This window comes from Paraburkholderia dipogonis (genome assembly GCF_042680985.1).
Taxonomy (GTDB): Bacteria; Pseudomonadota; Gammaproteobacteria; order Burkholderiales; family Burkholderiaceae; genus Paraburkholderia; species Paraburkholderia phytofirmans.
Window position 1 is genome coordinate 95725 of sequence record NZ_JBHUFR010000007.1, and the last position, 16675, is coordinate 112399.

The following is a 16675-nucleotide window of genomic DNA, read 5'->3' on the forward strand; positions in this document are numbered from 1 at the left end:
TTCGAAAGCGGCAAGCCGACGCAAAGAGGAAACACGATGTTGTTGCACATACCGAACGTACTGAACGCCGAGCAGTTGCGGCTCGTGCGCGAGCGGCTCGACCAGGCCGGCGACGCCTGGGTCGACGGCCGCGCGACCGCCGGCTATCAGGGCGCGCCTGTCAAACGCAATCAGCAGATCGCCGAGCACACGCCGGTTGCGCGTGAGCTGGGCGACGTGATTCTCGCCTCGATCGAACGCAACCCGCTGTTCATCAGCGCGGTGTTGCCGAACCAGGTGTATCCGCCGCTGTTCAACCGGTACGAAGGCGGCATGCAGTTCGGCAGTCACGTCGACGGCGCCGTGCGCGTGCTGCCCAATGGCGTGAAGCTGCGCACCGACGTCTCGGTGACGCTGTTCATTTCCGATCCCGCCGACTACGACGGCGGTGAACTCGTGATCGAAGACACCTACGGCGTGCAGCAGGTCAAACTGCCGGCCGGCGACATGATCGTCTATCCGGCGACGAGTTTGCATCAGGTCACGCCGGTCACGCGCGGCGCGCGGATCGCGAGTTTCTTCTGGGTGCAAAGCCTCGTGCGCAGCGATACGCAGCGCGCGATGCTGTTCGACATGGACACCGCGATTCAACGGCTGAACGCCAGTAACGCCGACGATACGGCGCGCCGCAGCCTCGTCGGCATCTATCACAATCTGTTGCGAACCTGGAGTGAAACGTGAGCGTACCCGAGGCAATCGATATTGAAGCGCCCGCGGGCATCGACCGAACGACGCGCGAGCCGCAGCGGCTCGACAACGACGAATTGAAAGCGCGGCAGCAGCGTTCGCGCCGCGCCACCTTCGTCAAATGGCTGCGCAAGGTGCATGGCTGGGTCGGCTTGTGGGGCGCGGCGCTGGGTTTGCTGTTCGGCACCACGGGGTTCCTGCTGAACCATCGCGGCGGACCGCTCAAAGTGTCGACCGGCGAGCCGCAAGTGGCGATGTTGCAGGTGCCGTTGCCGCAACCCGCGCCGGAAACGCCGCGTGAGTTGGGCAAGTGGCTCAAGCACGAACTGAAACTGGCGGGCACGCCCGGGCGCGTGCAGAAAGAGCCGGCTCATCCGGTGGCATGGGGCGAGCGCAGCGTCGTCCAGCCGGAGCACTGGCAGCTCAATTTCGCGTCGCCGCATGAGAACACGTCCGCCGAGTACTGGGTGGGCAACGGCTATGTGACGGTCAAACGCAGCGAGAACACGTTTCTCGCCATGTTGGCGAACCTGCACAAGGGCGTGGGCCTGAGCGTCGGCTGGGTGCTGCTGATCGATACGCTCGCGGGCAGCATCATCTTGCTGTCGCTTACCGGTGTTCTGCTCTGGACGGAGTTGAACAAACGCAAGACCATCGGCTCGGTGTTGGTGCTGGGCTCGATCGTCGCCGCGGTGTGTGTGGGCCTGCTGTAAAGACATTGCAAGCCCGCAGTGATCGAAGAATCCGGTCGCGCGCCGAAGGCGTCGCGATCGGGAAAATTGCCTCTGCGCACGCATTGCGTCAAGGTACGTTTTACCTGCATTTTTGTTTCATTCCGCGGCGTCTCATCCACTCCGCGCAATCCTCCGCATAACGCTCGGTCCCGCGCCGCGAAAAGCCCGCTGCTTGGGGTTTCGGCGCGTCGTCTCACCTTCCTCCGGCACACCGCTACGTGCGAGAATCGCGCTACATTAATTGCGTGGTGATCGTTAGCCATCCGTCGTATCAGGCACCGCTTTTGCAATAGCGGTCCGCACGAATATGACCCGCCGCGTCGAGGAGATCGCGTTGAAACAGCCGGACCGCTTCATGTCGGATGCATCGCCCGCCGGCTCGGCCGCCCCGTCCTTCCTTTCCGGCGGCGGCGAACTGGGCGCGCTGATCCGCACCTACGACTGGACGCAGACAGCGCTTGGCGCGCCCGACACCTGGCCACAAGGTCTGAAGATCGCGATCCGCATCATGCTCACGTCGCGTCAGCCGCTCTGGATCGGCTGGGGCGACGAGCTGCTCTATTTTTACAACGATCCGTATAAATCGATCATCGGCGGCAAGCATCCGGTCGCGCTTGGTCAACCCACTCGCGTCGTATGGCGGGAAATCTGGACTGACATCGAGCCGCTTCTGGATACGGCGCTGGCGGGTGCCGAGGGCATCTTCGTCGAACAGAAGCTGCTCATCATGGAGCGCAACGGCTTTCCGGAAGAGACGTATTACACCTTCTCGTACAGCCCGATTCCCGGCGAGGACGGCCAACCGGGCGGGATCATCTGCGCCAACAGCGACGATACGGCGCGGGTGGTCGGCGAACGGCAACTCGCGCTGTTGAAGGAATTGGCGGCGGTGAGTCCGAATGGCCGCGACTGGCGCGAGGCGTGCGAACTCAGCGCGCGCGCGTTGCAAGCGAATCCGCAAGACTTGCCCTTTGCCCTGCTTTACGCGGCCGAACCCGGCAGCGACACGGTCACGCTGGTCGGCGCGTGCGGCATCGAGCCGGGCCATCCGGCGGCGCCGCAGACGATGCGCGTGGGCGAATCGCTCTGGCCGATCGCCGACATCTTCGACAACCAGGCGCCGCAGCTCGTGCGCGACTTGACGCAGCGGTTCGGCACCGCGTTGCCGAGCGGTCCGTGGCATCTCGCGCCGGAGCAGGCGGTCATCCTGCCGGTGTCGGCCGGCAGCGAATCGACGCAAACAGTGTTGCTGATCGCCGGGCTGAATCCTTGCCGCCTCGTCGACGACGCCTATCGCAGTTTCCTAAACCTGGTTGCCGGTCAGATCGGCGCGGCGATCGGCTACGCGCAGGCGTATGAGGAGGAGCGGCGGCGCGCGGAGGCGCTGGCCGAAATCGATCGGGCGAAGACCACGTTCTTCTCCAACATCAGCCATGAATTCCGCACGCCGTTGACGCTGATGCTCGGCCCGCTCGAAGAACTCCTCGCCAGGCCCCAGCCAGGCGCGAGCGGTGATAACGCGCAGACACGCAGCGATATCGACGACCGCGCGCTGATCGAGATCACGCATCGCAACGGCTTGCGCCTGCTGAAACTCGTCAACGCGTTGCTGGATTTCTCGCGGATCGAGGCGGGCCGCATCGAGATTCACACGCAGCCCACCGACATCGCGTCCTTCACGGCCGAACTCGCGTCGCTGTTCCAGTCGGCGATGGAGGCGGCCGGCCTGCGCCTCGACGTGGAGATTCCGGCTACGCCCGTGGTCGTGCAGCTCGACCGCGAGATGTGGGAAAAGGTCGTGATGAACCTGCTGTCGAACGCGTACAAGTTCACGTTCTTCGGCACGATCCGCGTCGCGGTTCGCGCGATCACAGGCGGCGTCGAGGTCAGCGTGACGGATAGCGGCATCGGCGTCGCGGAAGAAGAAGTGCCGCGTCTGTTCGAGCGCTTTCATCGCGTGGCGGGCGCACCGGGCCGCTCGGTCGAAGGCAGCGGCATTGGGCTTGCGATGGTGCAGGAACTGGTGAAGCTGCATGGCGGCACCGTGCGGGTCGACAGTGTGCTCGGCGAAGGCGCGTGCTTTACCGTTTCGCTGCCGCGCGGCGCCGTGCTGTCCCAGCGCGAGGACCCAGGCGTGCATGCCACCATGAGCAAGCACGCGCGCAGCTATGTCGATGCCGCGTTGCGCTGGAGTCCGGAGAACGAGATCGTGGACGGCGCGTCGATCGAAACGGCACCGGCCGGCGAGACGTCGCCCGAGGCTGCGCCGGCCGAGGCCGCGCGGCTGCTGGTCGTCGACGACAATGCGGACTTGCGTGAGTATATGAGCCGCATCTTGCGGGCGGCCGGCCACGACGTGCGGCTCGCGAGCGACGGCCAGGCGGCGCTCGAAGCCGCGCGCGCGGAACCGCCCGATCTGGTGCTCTCCGACGTGATGATGCCGCGCCTCGACGGCTTCGGCCTGCTGCGCGCACTGCGCGCCGATCCGGATTTGCGCGACACGCCGGTGCTGATGCTGTCGGCCCGCGCGGGTGAGGAAGCGCGCGTCGACGGTATCGAGCATGGTGCCGACGACTATCTGACCAAGCCTTTCTCCGCGCGCGAGCTGCTGGCCCGCGTGTCGGGCAACCTGCAGCTTGCGCGCTTGCGTCGCGAGACCGAGATGAAGCTGCGCGAGGAATCGCGCACGCTGGAGATCCTCAATCGCGTCGGCTCCACGGTGGCGGCCGAACTCGATCTGAACCGGGCGGTGCAGATCGTGACTGACGCGGCCACCGAACTGACCGGCGCCGCGTTCGGCTCGTTCTTCTACAACGTGCTCGACGACAAAGGCGGCAGCTACATGCTGTACACGCTGTCCGGCGTGCCGAGAGAAGCGTTCGAGCGGTTTCCCATGCCGCGCAACACGGCGGTGTTCGGACCCACGTTCCGGGGCGAAGGCATCGTGCGCGTCGACGACATCACGCAGGATCCGCGCTATGGCCACAACGCGCCGCATCGTGGCATGCCGGAAGGCCATCTGAAGGTGCGCAGCTATCTGGCCGCGCCGGTGCAATCGCGCGGCGGCGAAGTGGTCGGCGGCCTGTTCTTCGGCCACCCGGAGCCAGGTGTGTTCACCGAGCGCGCCGAGCGGATCGTGGCCGGCATCGCGGCGCAGGCGGCGATCGCCATCGACAACGCACGCCTGTATCAGGCGGCGCAAACCGAAATCGCCGAGCGCACCAAGGCGCAAAGCGCGTTGCACGATCTGAACGAAACGCTGGAGCGCCGCGTGATCGAAACGGTGGCGGACCGCGACCGTTTGTGGGAGTTGAGCGAGGATCTGCTGGTGGTGGCCGATATCGAAGGCCGCTTGCAGCGTGTGAGTCCATCGTGGAGCACGGCGCTCGGTCATAACGTTCAATGGCTGATGTCGCGTTCCTATGTCGATCTTGTTCATCCCGATGACGTAGAGACGGTCCGCACGCACCTGGCCGAACTGCGCGGAACGGGCGTGCCGGTGCGTTACGAAAACCGCTTCAAGCGGATCGACGGCACGTGGCGCTGGGTTGCGTGGACACTCGCGCTCGATCCCGACACGGCGCGCATTCACGGCGTGGGCCGCGACGTCACCGCTGATAAGGAAACCACCGAAGCGCTGCGGCACGCCGAAGAAGCGCTGCGCATGGCGCAAAAGATGGAAGCGATCGGCAAGCTCACGGGCGGCGTCGCGCACGACTTCAACAACCTGCTGCAAGTGATCGGCGGCAATCTGCAACTGCTCGCGAAAGACGTCGCCGGTTCGGAAAAACCCGAGCAGCGCGTGCGCAATGCGCTGGCGGGCGTGGCGCGCGGCGCGAACCTCGCCTCGCAACTGCTCGCGTTCGGGCGGCGTCAGCCGCTCGCGCCGAAGGTCGTCAACCTCGGCCGCTTCGTGCGCGGTCTCGACGATATGCTCAGACGCGCGCTCGGCGACGGCGTCGAAATCGAAACGATCGTGTCGGGCGGCTTGTGGAATACGCTGGTCGATCCGTTCCAGGTCGAGAACGCGCTGCTGAATCTGGCGATCAACGCGCGCGACGCCATGAACGGCCACGGCAAGCTCACGATCGAAGCCGGCAATGCCGCGCTCGACGACGCCTACGCCAAACGCAACGCGGAGGTCACGCCGGGTCAGTACGTGATGCTGGCGGTCACCGACACGGGTGCCGGCATGCCGCCGGAAGTGCGCGAGCGCGTGTTCGAACCGTTCTTCACGACCAAGCCCGAAGGCCAGGGCACGGGCCTCGGTTTGAGCATGGTGTATGGCTTCGTCAAGCAATCCGGCGGCCATGTGAAGATCTACAGCGAAGAAGGTCACGGCACCACGATCCGCATCTATCTGCCGCGGGTGCGCCAGGAAGAAGACCTCGAAACGAATATCGAAGCCGGTCCCGCCAAGGGCGGTACGGAAACGATTCTCGCGGTCGAAGACGACGAGGAAGTGCGCACGACCGTGGTCGAAATGCTCTCCGATCTCGGCTACCGCGTGCTGAAAGCGAAAGACGCGCAAAGCGCGCTGGCGATCGTCGAAAGTGGCGTGCCGATCGACATGCTGTTTACCGATGTGGTGATGCCCGGCCCGTTGCGCAGCACCGAACTCGCCCGCAAGGCGCGCGAGCGGTTGCCGGCGATCGCGGTGCTGTTCACGTCGGGCTACACGGACAACGCGATCGTCCATTCGGGGCGGCTCGACGAAGGCATCGAATTGCTCAGCAAGCCCTATACGCACGAAGCGTTGGCGCGCAAAGTGCGCTACGTGCTGCAAGCGCAGAATCCGCAGGCGGCTGAAATCGCCGAGGCCGAGCAGCATCTTCTCGAGATCGATCCACCGATGACGCCGGATGGCGCCGATAGTTTCGTCACTCAAACGCGGCTGCGGATTCTGCTGGTGGAAGACGACGAGCTGATTCGCGTGAGCACCGCCGAATTGCTGCGCACGTTCGACTTTGACATTCTGGAGGCCGAAGGCGAGCATGACGCCAAGCAGATTCTCAGCGAACACGCGATCAGCGTGATGCTGACCGACGTGGGGCTGGCGGGTAAGTCGGGCATCGATCTGGCGCTCGACGTATGTCGCGAGCGGCCTGATCTGCGCGTGATCTTTCTGACCGGCTACGACCTCGTGCTGACGCCGGCGCAGCGCGCGGTCTTGCCGCACGCGATGCTGCTGCGCAAGCCCTACGATCCGCTCGATCTCATCGATGCGCTAAAAACGCCACTGCGCTAAACCGCGCTGCGCGCGGCCGGCGTTGCCGGCGCGCCGGCGGGAAAGCGTGCGCTCGCGCTAGAATTCCCGCAGACCGTCACAACTGCTGGTTCCACCGGAATTCGCCGATGACCATCCCCGTCAACGACGTCGAGGCCGCGCTCGTCACGCGGCGTTCGATTCGCGCCTTTCTGCCCACGCCGGTGCCGCGCGCCGATATCGAAGCCATTCTTGAAGCCGCCAGCCGTGCCCCGTCGGGCACCAATACGCAGCCGTGGAAGGTCTGCGTGGTGACGGGCGAGTCGCTGGCGCGTCTCTCGCAGGCGTTGCTCGACGCTTACGATCACCCGCAATGCGACGAGCTGTATCAGGAAGAGTATCCGTACTATCCGCATCGATGGGTGTCGCCGTACATCGACCGGCGCCGCAAAATCGGCTGGGATCTGTATGGTTTGCTCGGCATCGAAAAAGGCGACAAGGCGCGCATGCACGAGCAGCATGCGCAGAACTATCGCTTCTTCGGCGCACCGGTGGGCTTGTTCTTTACCATCGACCGGGTGATGGAACGCGGCAGCTGGCTCGACTACGGCATGTTCCTGCAGGCGATCATGACGGCCGCGCGCGGGCGCGGTCTCAATACGTGTCCGCAAGCCGCATTTACGCCGTTTCATCGGGTGATTGCCGAGCAGCTCGGCTTGCCGCCTGAAGAGCAACTGGTGTGCGGCATGTCACTTGGTTTCGCCGACGAAAGCGCTTTGGTCAACACGTTACGCACCGAGCGCGAACCAGTCGAACGGTTCACGCGATTTCTCGATTGACGGCGGTTATTGCGATCGAGGCAAGTCCCCACTTTCCATTGGACCCATATGAAAACATCGCGTCGTCATTTTCTGCTGCTGGGCGTGAGCGCGGGCTCGGCGGTCATGCTCACCCGTGCCGCCTGCGCCGACACGGCAAATACACTCAGCGAATCCGATCCGAAAGCGCAAGCCGTCGGCTACAAAGAGGACGCGTCCAAGGTCGACAAAGCGAAGTTTCCGGGCTACGCCGCCGGACAGAGCTGTGCCAACTGCTCGCTGTTCCAGGGCAAAGCCAACGACGCATATGGCGGATGCACGCTGTTCGGCGACAAGCAAGTCGCGGCGCGCGGCTGGTGCAGTGCGTACTCGAATATGTGAACGGCAAGAGGCGGCGCGCGATTAGGTTTGTCGCGCGCCGCACTTACATGCAGTCAATTCAACGCGCTCAGCACCAGTTCGTACGAACGGCCGATCCATACGGCTGCGTCGCGATGATCGCGTAATGCATCGCCGGTATTGGGGTGCAGGAAGATATCCAGCGCGCCATGATTGAGCGTGAGCCAGCCGACCACGTCGGCGAACTGCGATTGCGTGAACGCGAGCTGATACGACCACATGGGATGAGGTCCGACCGGGCGCTCGTGAAAGCGGCCCAGTTGCAGTGCGTCGCCCCAGTGCGCGCCGATCTGCTCGCGGAAAGTCCATGCCGCGTCGCGGCTGCCCGCATCGAAATACACGTGGGCGTGCCAGCTTGTAATGGCGGAGGTATCGCGAAAGGTCATATCAAGTCCGTGGCGTATCTGTCTTTATCCGACATTCATTCTGCTTCAATTTCCGCCGACGCGCGCGGCGCGCGCCTCATGTGAAACTGTCTCTCATCTTCGCCGACGATCTCGAAGCCGAGGCGCTCGTACAGGCGCTGCGCGGGATTGCCTTTGAGCACCTTGAGGGTGACCGGCAACGCGTCGGCCTGCGCGGCGCGCAACACCGTGTACAGCGCGCGCTCGCCGATACCGCGCCCTTGCAGCGCAGGCGCGATCTGCAATTGCACGACGACCCACTCGGTGTCGGTGCGATGCGCTTTGAGCAAACCGGCGGGCGCGCCGTCGATGCAAATCACGCGCGCTGTGTCATAACGATGCAGCAGACGCGCGCGATGCTCGGTGTCGTCCGACGGCTCGCCGACGCGCGCCAGGTGCTCCGTCATGGTCGCCTTGCGCAGCTCGAATAGAAAGGCCTCGTCCGTGTCCAATGCCGGGCGCAGGGTGAAGACAGGTTCTTGAACGGACATGTTGGTAACGTTTCCGGCGTGCCGGCGGCCAGTAAGAATGGTCGTGAATTGTCGCGCCAGCAGCGCTTTTTTACCACGCGGTTATGTTTGTGCCTCTCGAGTTCGCTAGCCGCCGGCCGCGTGGATGCCTTCGTCATAAGGTCCGCCGCGTGGCGGATTCTTGCGCTATCGCGCACGATCTTTCATGCGCAGTCGGCGTTTGCGGCTTGCTGACGGCATGGTGCTGGCTTTTGGTGTCGCGTTCGCCGCGGCTCGGCCGACAAGGTTTTTGTTCATTGGCATGCGCTTTGCTTTTGCCTCACTCGCGAATTGCTGGCGCGTGCGGGTTCGAACGTCGAACCGCCGATGAACGACGCCACCTGGCATAACAACGAAAATGCTGAATACGAAACCACTCACGGTCACGCACGGGGTCGACGGCGACGCGATCACACTCGTCTTTTATCCCGACACCGGTTGTCTGCGCTTTGCCGATGCGCGCGGCATGTGCCATGAGCTTCGGCCGCCGCATTCCTGGTTCGCGCTGTCGTCCGCGTCGCGAGGTGTGCGGCGCGGCACGCAAGCCATGACGGAAGGGTTGAATGCGCTGCTGCACGAGTTCCGCGCGAAACGTCCGTGCTGGTCCAGCGCGCATGCTTCGGCCACCCGACAGTGGTCCAGCGCACAGTGAGTCTGGCCGTGGCGCGATAGCGTGCATTGATCAGTCGAAAGAACTCGACGCGTGTTTCGCATCTGTATTCAGTTTTTTTCGGTGTCGTTCGTTCAACACGGCGAGCGGTTTAACGAACTTTGCGAGGTGGGCCATGGAGATTATCGAGTTTGAACCAAGCGTCTCGGCAGACGGGCGCACGGTGATTTTCCAGCTTTCGACGCGAGGCCGGGACCTCGAATGCGCCGTCACGCGTGAGGCCCTGGAACAGCACTTCTGGTTGCAACGCGGCGCGGGCGAGGAACGTGTACTGAAGACGTTCGCTGACGGCCGCAAACGCATCACCGCTGTAGCGGAGAGAAAACTGCTGGCGCGTCCGGGCGAAAAAGTGCTGCTGACGATCAGCGATTTCGCCGCACGCGGTTGACGAGTTCACGCTGCGCGCCTTGCAAGCTCACATGCTCAAAGATCAGCGAGCGACGGCGACGGTTCCGTCGCTCGCGTCGTTGCCATTCCGCCCCGCGCATTGCTCCAATGCACGGCCGAGGTCGTCGGCGACGAATTGGCCCTCGCGATAACCGCATGTTTTGCCGTGGCGGCGCAGACTGCGCGCCGCTCACCTCTGACGAAACCGGCCTGTTACACCGATTCGCCAAACTGGCCTGCCAAATCCCTTCGCTTCGCCCAATTGCATTCGCACCTGCCGGAATACACTGTTTTCCATGGAGCGACAAATCACCGAGCCCCATCGACGCGGTCTTCCCCCGCGTTGTTTTGAACCGTACCGTTGATGGCAGTTTGCCGCGGTTGTCGAAGGCGGCAGGGCAGTAAAGCAGTAGGTAGTCGAAGCAATGCAAACGGCGCGCGATCCATGTAATTTGCGCGTGAATCAGCAGGGGGTTGCAGTCAGGCGATGTCGAAGGCGAAGGACCCGACTGTAATTGCAGTGAGCAGTTCTGAAACGAATGGTTTCGCAGCAGCAGTATCGGCAGCACGTTTTATTTGTCGTGGTAGTTCACGCAGCACGGTTTTATTTGCAGTGGCAGTCCAGGCAACACAGCTTCAGCAGGTGTAGTTCAAGTAACAACAGCTTTGCGAGTTTGCGGTGGTTATACGTCGGCGAGCATCCACGCGCGAGTACGACTGTTCCATCCTGTCAGGCCCTGTTCCCTCGCGGGAACGGGGTTTTTTTTCGTCGTGACGCGCGACGCGACTTGTAATTGGCAAGTTCGAACCGATATCTCAACGTTGCGCTACGCGCTACGCTTTTGGCGGAATCGAACAACCAGCTGGTTGCGTAGTGTGAGATGCTGCATGCAAACCGGACTTGAAGCCGTTTAAGTCTGTCTTAATAGTTGCTTGCCATGATGGCTGCACAGACTCACATCAGGGCCTGTCAAGCCGCCGGCGTATCGGCGGCGTTTGTTACCGGAGCAAAAAAATTCGGTGGCGAAGCCGAGAGTTAGAGAAGGAGGTTGAACCGATATGTCCAGTAAATCGCGAGTCCGCAAGCACAACCAGTCGGCCATGTCCCCGTTGTTGCGCGCGCTGACCTATAGCCGCACCGCTCATGAGCCGGTTACGTCGGCGATGCTCCTGCAGTGCTACACCGCCCTCGATGCATTCCGGCACGGCCACGGCTCGCGGAATCTGCATATGACGTTGAGCCGGCATTTGCTGGTGTCGCAGGAACTTGCGCGCTTGGGCCTCGGTGAAGACGTTCTGTCCGACATCGAAAGCGCACATGCCGCGATGGTGCAGCTCGACGTGCGTGAACACGACGAAGGCGCGTGGGCATTGCAAGACGGCGAATACGCCCGCTTGTGCACGGCGTTGGCGATTCTCGACGGACAACTGTCCGTGGCATCGCTGAGCGAGATCGCGAGCGCGGAAGCGCGAATGATCGAAGGATTGATGAGGTCCGCGCAGGTGCAGGCGATTGCGGAAGCGACGGTCTGAGCCGGCCGCACGCGTTTCTCCTTTTTCACACGCGCAAATGAAACGCCCCATGTGGGGCGTTTTTTTAGTCTGCCGCGGTGACTTAGCAAGGAACGGCGCTAATCGTTGTACGCCGTCGAAACGTAGAACGCGGTCGCGTCCTGCCCGCCGTTCAATTGCACGAGCCGCGAATAGCCCGAGGTCAGCGGCGGGAATCCGCAAGTCAAGCAAGTCAGCACGCCGAGCGAATTGCTGCCTGCGCTGACTGTCGCCTGATACTGTCCGACGACGGCCGTGCCGTTCGGCGCGCCGACGAAATAGCCGTCCCCTTCCGTTGCCGTCCCTGAGGCTGTCAGACCGGTTGCCCGGACGTGCACGAATGTCACCGGAAACGCGAGGTCCTGCCCGTTCACGAGGCCCGACCATGTCACGCTCGCCGTGCTCTGCAGGCCCGCGAGCGACCCGCCGGGGGGCAGGAATTGATTGGTGAACTCCGGCAGCAGCGTCGGCCATGCGACCGAGTTGCCGGCCGCTGCGCTCAATGGGCTGCTTGGATTGATGATCGACGACTGGCCGAGCTGCGCGCCGTTCCGGTCGTAGAACGTGATCGTGTAGGTCGAATAGAGCGGCACGATACTCGCGTCCATCGGGTGCACGGCGTAGTAGCCGCTCGCGGCCGGCGCCAGGAAGTTCGCTGCCGACGAAATCGATTGCCACGACCAGCGATAAAACGTCGTGTCGCTGCCGGTCGTGGCAGGTGACACCGGCGCGGCGCTCAAGACCGCGTCCGACAAAGCCAGCGTGCTGCTGTCAGGAACCGTGCGCTGCATCAACCAGATCGGCGCGGCGAGACCCGGGCCAGTAACGGAAGCCGAATAGACGGATGGATTCGACGCGGTCGGGATCGTGATCATCAGGCCCGACTCGTAATGGTCCACGTCGTTCGGCTTCAAATCGAGGAACGTGCTCCGCGCGATTTGGGAGTTGATCGACACGGCGAATCGCGACTGGTTGCCGATCAGATCCCAGCCAAACTGCACGCCGTCGGCGAGGGTGACCGGCGTCGCGCGTTGCTGAGCGATGCTGTAGAAGAGGCACGCCGACTTGCCGTCCGAGAGCGTGACCGGGAACTGTACGAGCGACTGCTGCTTGCCGTTGAGCGTGAAAAAGGCGAGGGTCTTCGGCGAACCGAATACGGCGCCGGTCAAGTCCGCGTCCGTGAAGCCATGGCCGACAGCGAAATCGGTCGAACCGTTTTCCAGGAACGTGGCGTCGAGCGCTGGCGAGCAGGACGTGTTGAACGTGCCGGAGGCGGCGCAGGCCGTCAGCAGCGTCGCGAGCGGTTCCAGGTAATTCGCGGGTGCGGGCGGCGCGTCGAGTATCACCGCTCGCGTGGTGCTCCTGTTCAGCGCCACGGTCGTATTGGGCGCGGCATTCGATAGCAGCAGCAAGCCGCCGTTAGCGGCCGGGACGACGGACACCGCGTCGATGACTGCGTCGGCGCCGGTATGGTCCGGTGTGAACGCGCCGCCCATGAGATCGAAGTCGATCCCTCCGACGCCGTTCCGCGCAAGGATGATCCCCAATATCCCGCTGAGCGTATCGGCTTCGATCTGTACGGCGCTTTGGGCCACCTTGGCGAGCGCCGTGGGCGACGCGAGGTCGAGCGGGTTGCCGGAGACCGTGAGCATGGCGGCGACCGCGGTGGTCAGCGTCGTGACGTTGGCGACGGCCGGCGCCGGGCCGTTCGGCAACTGGGCCAGCACCGAGACGAGCGGGGCGGACCGGCGGGCAAAATCGTTGGCGACAATCAGGAACGGCGGCGTCATGCCTTTCACCAGGACCGAGTACACGCTTTGAGCGTTGGCGGACCCGTTCACCCAGACGCCGGCTGAATCGATCACCGTGACATGCGCGTCAGGCATGAGGCTGCCTGCGGTCACCGTCCCGGTCAGGACGGTCGCTGGGCCCGTCGGCGTGCTTGACGAGTTGGAGCCGGAATTGGAGTTGGAGCCGCCGCCACCGCCGCAACTGCTGAGTTGGAAAATGACTAGGGCCGCGATGGCGGCAATGCCGTTGCGCACTAACGATCGATGCATGATTTCCCCCGCTGCTCTAATCATTCGATTGCTTGTGAATGGGCCATCCTTTTGCGGGCCGATTTGCCGACGATTGCGCGCAATCGGACCATGCATCGTCGTTAAATTGAAGGCCGATAATTCGCGCGTGTCAACGCGATAAAACGAATGGCAATTACACGGGGGTGTTTAGCGCGTTGGGGAATACCTCCATGCGGCGATATCGTGCCGCACGGTAAAAACGAATCCCCATGACGCGCGCATATTACGAGTCTCCGTAAAACGCCCACTGGGCCGCCGCGCCAATGCCGGATCAGGTTTGCCGGAGCCTTTCATGCTTGTTAGACTGCCTCTCGCCAGCCCGCCGCACGCGCTTTTGCCTTCATACGCCTCCAGGGCGTTCACATCCGCGGCGCGATCAAAATCGGAGACGCCATGTCTTATATGCTGCTCATCGTCGAACCCCCGAATCAACGCATTGAACGCGGTGAAGCCGCGGGCCGCGAAGTCTACGATCAGATGCTCCGCTTCTCCGCCGATCTAAAAGCGCGCGGCAAGCTGGTCGCGGCCGAATCGCTCACGTCCCTGAACGACGCCGTGCACGTCCAGGTGCGCGACGGTCAGCCGAAATTGCTCGACGGCCCGTTCGCCGAAGCCAAGGAAATGGTTGGCGGGTTCTTCCTTCTCAATGTCGAAACGCGTGAAGAAGCCGTGGCGATTGCCGAAGCCTGCCCGGCCGCAACGTGGTGCACGGTCGAAGTCCGCAAGCTCGGACCGTGTTTCCTCTAGCCGATTCGCGCATCGATGCCATGTGGTTTCGGGGTTTTCCCTGGCGGATCGGCAAGTGTGTCGATCCGGCCGCGCGTTGCTCGTCGTGTGAATAAGAAGCCAGCCAAGGGCGCGGCTCTCCCTCTCACAATGATAAGGAGTCACGGCGATGCGATTCATGATCCTCGTAAAAGCGACCGCCGCCAGCGAAGCCGGCGAGATGCCGGAAGCGTCCCTGATGGCCGCGATGGGCGCGTATCACGAAGAGCTGGCCAAAGCCGGCGTGCTGCTCGACGCCACCGGCCTGCAACCGAGTTCGAAAGGCTGGCGCGTTCGCTACAGTGGCGGCAAGCGCTCGGTGGTGGACGGCCCGTTTCCGGAAACCGAAGAACTGATTGCCGGCTACACGCTGATCCAGGTGCGCTCGCGCGAAGAAGCCATGGAATGGGCGCGGCGCTTTCCGGCGCCCTTCGGCGACCAGGCGGACGGCGAAATCGAGGTGCGTCAATTGTTCGAATTCGACGACTTCGAACCCGGCCCGGAGTTGGAGCGGTTCCGCGAACTGGACGCCGGCAAGCGCTGAAACGCAAACGCGAAGCGCGCGCCGTTGATGTCGAAGCTGACTCAGGTGTTCTTCAGCATGGACAAAACGGTCGGCAAGGATTTCGAGGACGGCCTGAACAGTCTGAAAACGCTCGCTGAGGCGAGCTGAACACGGCGCAGGGCGTTCCAGCCGCGCCCTGTCCACAACCGATCATTGGACTCCGTCATGCATAAGCAGATCTACGTCAATCTCGCGGTCGACAATCTCGAACGATCGAAAACCTTCTTCAGCGCGATCGGCTTGAGCTTTGAACCGCAATTCACGAACGAACAGGCGGCCTGTCTGATCCTCGGCGAGAACATTTACGCGATGCTGCTGGTCAAGGAACTGTTCAAATCGTTCACCCGCAAGTCGCTGTGCGATCCGAAGGAAAGCACGGAAGCGCTGGTGGGCCTGTCGTGCGAAAGCCGGGCGGAGGTGGATGCGCTGGTTGCCAAAGCGCTCGCTGCCGGCGGCGCCGTTCCGCGCGCTCCGCAGGACTACGGCTTCATGTATGGGCACGGCTTCGAGGATATCGACGGCCACATCTGGGAGCTCATCTACATGGACCCGAACGGCAAGGCGGCGGGCTGAAGCGGTGACCACGGCAGCCACGCATCGTGCCATCGAGGCAGTCTGGCGGATCGAGTCCGCCAAGGTCATCGCCCACGTCGCGCGGATCGTGCGCGACGTTGGGCTCGCCGAGGAACTGGCGCAAGACGCGCTGGTGTCCGCGCTCGAACACTGGCCCGACGCGGGCGTGCCCGACAACCCGGGAGCATGGCTGATGGCGACCGCAAAGAACCGTGCCCTCGACCGCTTGCGCCAGGAAGCGCTGCATGCTCGCAAGCGTCAGGAGCTGGGGCACGATCTCGACGCGATGGAGGCGCATCTCGTGCCCGATTTCGTCGATGCCCTCGATGCCGCCCGCGCCGACGATATCGGCGACGATCTGCTGCGGCTCGTGTTCACCGCGTGCCACCCGGTGTTGTCGACCGATGCGCGCGTCGCGCTCACACTGCGTCTGCTCGGCGGCCTCACCACGGACGAAATCGCGCGCGCGTTTCTCGTGCCGGAACCGACCGTCGCACAGCGCATCGTGCGCGCCAAGCGCACGCTGTCGGCGGCCAAGGTGCCGTTCGAGGTGCCGCAAGCGGACGCACGCGCGCCGCGGCTCGCTTCGGTGCTGCAGGTTATCTATCTGATTTTCAACGAAGGCTATTCGGCCACGGCCGGCGACGACTGGATGCGTCCGGCGCTCTGCGAGGAAGCGCTGCGGCTCGGCCGCGTGCTGAGCGGTCTCGTGCCCGACGAAAGCGAAGTGCACGGCCTCGTCGCGCTGATGGAGATTCAGGCCTCGCGCACGCATGCGCGCACGGACGCGCAAGGCCGTCCGGTGCTGCTGCTCGATCAGGATCGCAGCCGCTGGGATCCGCTTCTGATCCGTCGTGGACTGGCCGCGCTCAACAGCGCGCACGCGCTCGGCGGCGCGAGCGGCCCGTACGCGTTGCAGGCAGCGCTCGCCGCATGTCACGCCCGTGCGCGTCGCGCGGAAGATACCGACTGGGCGCAGATCGTCGCACTGTATGACGCGCTGGCGCAGGTGGCGCCGTCGCCGGTGGTCGAGTTGAACCGTGCGGTGGCGGTCGGCATGGCGTTCGGTCCGGCGGCCGGTTTGGAGATCGTCGATGCGCTGGCAAGCGACGCCGCGCTGGCGAACTATCACTGGCTGCCGAGCGTACGCGGCGATCTCCTGGCCAAGCTGGGACGCATGGAAGAAGCGCGCGCCGAATTCGAACGGGCGGCCGGGATGACGCGCAATGCGCGCGAGCGCGAGTTGCTGCTCGAACGCGCGCACGGTACAGCGCATTGAGCGCGCCG

At 63.6% G+C, this 16675-nt stretch carries 15 protein-coding genes; 12 read left to right on the forward strand and 3 right to left on the reverse strand.

All coding sequences use genetic code 11. The features are described 5' to 3' along the window. Positions 1–36 precede the first annotated feature (36 nt). From ACFSNN_RS09195 to ACFSNN_RS09215, 5 genes are all read left to right on the forward strand, one after another. The gene (locus tag ACFSNN_RS09195; RefSeq protein ID WP_106279046.1) at positions 37–720 is read left to right on the forward strand and encodes a Fe2+-dependent dioxygenase; all 684 of its coding nucleotides are present in this window, start codon (positions 37–39) and stop codon (positions 718–720) included. After that, complete coding sequence (locus tag ACFSNN_RS09200; protein ID WP_134461075.1) at positions 717–1439, forward strand: PepSY-associated TM helix domain-containing protein; 723 nt, start codon at positions 717–719, stop codon at positions 1437–1439. The genes ACFSNN_RS09195 and ACFSNN_RS09200 overlap by 4 nt, the downstream gene beginning before the upstream one ends. Positions 1440–1767: 328 nt before the next feature. Beyond that, positions 1768–6708, forward strand: a complete 4941-nt coding sequence (locus ACFSNN_RS09205) for a response regulator (protein WP_134461072.1) — start codon at positions 1768–1770, stop codon at positions 6706–6708. A 107-nt stretch (positions 6709–6815) separates the two neighbouring features. Next, on the forward strand, positions 6816–7505 hold the full coding sequence (locus tag ACFSNN_RS09210) for a nitroreductase (protein ID WP_134461069.1): 690 nt from the start codon (positions 6816–6818) through the stop codon (positions 7503–7505). Positions 7506–7553: 48 nt separating this feature from the next. Then, complete coding sequence (locus ACFSNN_RS09215; protein ID WP_134461066.1) at positions 7554–7865, forward strand: high-potential iron-sulfur protein; 312 nt, start codon at positions 7554–7556, stop codon at positions 7863–7865. Positions 7866–7918: 53 nt separating this feature from the next. On the opposite strand, the gene ACFSNN_RS09220 is transcribed toward ACFSNN_RS09215, so the two are convergent. Both ACFSNN_RS09220 and ACFSNN_RS09225 read right to left on the reverse strand, forming a co-directional pair. Then, positions 7919–8269: a DOPA 4,5-dioxygenase family protein gene (locus ACFSNN_RS09220; RefSeq protein ID WP_134461063.1), complete on the reverse strand. Its 351-nt coding sequence runs from the start codon at positions 8267–8269 to the stop codon at positions 7919–7921. A gap of 35 nt (positions 8270–8304) precedes the next feature. Further along, a complete protein-coding gene (locus ACFSNN_RS09225) occupies positions 8305–8778 on the reverse strand; it encodes a GNAT family N-acetyltransferase (protein WP_134461060.1) in 474 nt (157 codons plus the stop codon). 376 nt (positions 8779–9154) lie between these two features. Between ACFSNN_RS09225 and ACFSNN_RS09230 the strand changes: the two genes are divergently transcribed. From ACFSNN_RS09230 to ACFSNN_RS09240, 3 genes are all read left to right on the forward strand, one after another. After that, positions 9155–9448, forward strand: a complete 294-nt coding sequence (locus ACFSNN_RS09230; protein ID WP_134461057.1) for a hypothetical protein — start codon at positions 9155–9157, stop codon at positions 9446–9448. A 133-nt stretch (positions 9449–9581) separates the two neighbouring features. After that, positions 9582–9854, forward strand: a complete 273-nt coding sequence (locus ACFSNN_RS09235; RefSeq protein WP_012428894.1) for a DUF1488 family protein — start codon at positions 9582–9584, stop codon at positions 9852–9854. Between the two features lie 1058 nt (positions 9855–10912). Further along, positions 10913–11386, forward strand: coding sequence for a hypothetical protein (locus tag ACFSNN_RS09240; protein WP_134461054.1), 474 nt, complete (start codon positions 10913–10915; stop codon positions 11384–11386). A 98-nt stretch (positions 11387–11484) separates the two neighbouring features. Here ACFSNN_RS09240 and ACFSNN_RS09245 read toward each other — a convergent pair whose 3' ends face one another. After that, the gene (locus tag ACFSNN_RS09245; RefSeq protein WP_244322898.1) at positions 11485–13290 is read right to left on the reverse strand and encodes a hypothetical protein; all 1806 of its coding nucleotides are present in this window, start codon (positions 13288–13290) and stop codon (positions 11485–11487) included. A 588-nt stretch (positions 13291–13878) separates the two neighbouring features. On the opposite strand from ACFSNN_RS09245, the gene ACFSNN_RS09250 reads away from it, so the two are divergent. From ACFSNN_RS09250 to ACFSNN_RS09265, 4 genes are all read left to right on the forward strand, one after another. Then, positions 13879–14232, forward strand: a complete 354-nt coding sequence (locus ACFSNN_RS09250) for a YciI family protein (protein ID WP_134461048.1) — start codon at positions 13879–13881, stop codon at positions 14230–14232. Positions 14233–14380: 148 nt separating this feature from the next. Next, entirely contained in the window at positions 14381–14794 is a 414-nt protein-coding gene (locus ACFSNN_RS09255) for a YciI family protein (protein WP_134461045.1), read from the forward strand. 186 nt (positions 14795–14980) lie between these two features. Then, a complete protein-coding gene (locus ACFSNN_RS09260; RefSeq protein ID WP_134461042.1) occupies positions 14981–15388 on the forward strand; it encodes a VOC family protein in 408 nt (135 codons plus the stop codon). 4 nt (positions 15389–15392) lie between these two features. Further along, entirely contained in the window at positions 15393–16667 is a 1275-nt protein-coding gene (locus tag ACFSNN_RS09265; protein ID WP_134461039.1) for an RNA polymerase sigma factor, read from the forward strand. The last annotated feature ends 8 nt before the right edge of the window (positions 16668–16675 follow it).

What these genes read in the sequence shown, in the direction of transcription:
- ACFSNN_RS09260 (WP_134461042.1), top strand. Translation starts at nt 14,981, where the DNA reads ATGCATAAGCAGATCTACGTCAATCTCGCGGTCGACAATCTCGAACGA.
- ACFSNN_RS09230 (WP_134461057.1), top strand. Translation starts at nt 9,155, where the DNA reads ATGCTGAATACGAAACCACTCACGGTCACGCACGGGGTCGACGGCGAC.
- ACFSNN_RS09250 (WP_134461048.1), top strand. Translation starts at nt 13,879, where the DNA reads ATGTCTTATATGCTGCTCATCGTCGAACCCCCGAATCAACGCATTGAA.
- ACFSNN_RS09215 (WP_134461066.1), top strand. Translation starts at nt 7,554, where the DNA reads ATGAAAACATCGCGTCGTCATTTTCTGCTGCTGGGCGTGAGCGCGGGC.
- ACFSNN_RS09195 (WP_106279046.1), top strand. Translation starts at nt 37, where the DNA reads ATGTTGTTGCACATACCGAACGTACTGAACGCCGAGCAGTTGCGGCTC.
- ACFSNN_RS09225 (WP_134461060.1), bottom strand. Translation starts at nt 8,778, where the DNA reads ATGTCCGTTCAAGAACCTGTCTTCACCCTGCGCCCGGCATTGGACACG.
- ACFSNN_RS09210 (WP_134461069.1), top strand. Translation starts at nt 6,816, where the DNA reads ATGACCATCCCCGTCAACGACGTCGAGGCCGCGCTCGTCACGCGGCGT.
- ACFSNN_RS09245 (WP_244322898.1), bottom strand. Translation starts at nt 13,290, where the DNA reads ATGCCTGACGCGCATGTCACGGTGATCGATTCAGCCGGCGTCTGGGTG.
- ACFSNN_RS09255 (WP_134461045.1), top strand. Translation starts at nt 14,381, where the DNA reads ATGCGATTCATGATCCTCGTAAAAGCGACCGCCGCCAGCGAAGCCGGC.
- ACFSNN_RS09240 (WP_134461054.1), top strand. Translation starts at nt 10,913, where the DNA reads ATGTCCAGTAAATCGCGAGTCCGCAAGCACAACCAGTCGGCCATGTCC.
- ACFSNN_RS09220 (WP_134461063.1), bottom strand. Translation starts at nt 8,269, where the DNA reads ATGACCTTTCGCGATACCTCCGCCATTACAAGCTGGCACGCCCACGTG.
- ACFSNN_RS09235 (WP_012428894.1), top strand. Translation starts at nt 9,582, where the DNA reads ATGGAGATTATCGAGTTTGAACCAAGCGTCTCGGCAGACGGGCGCACG.
- ACFSNN_RS09205 (WP_134461072.1), top strand. Translation starts at nt 1,768, where the DNA reads ATGACCCGCCGCGTCGAGGAGATCGCGTTGAAACAGCCGGACCGCTTC.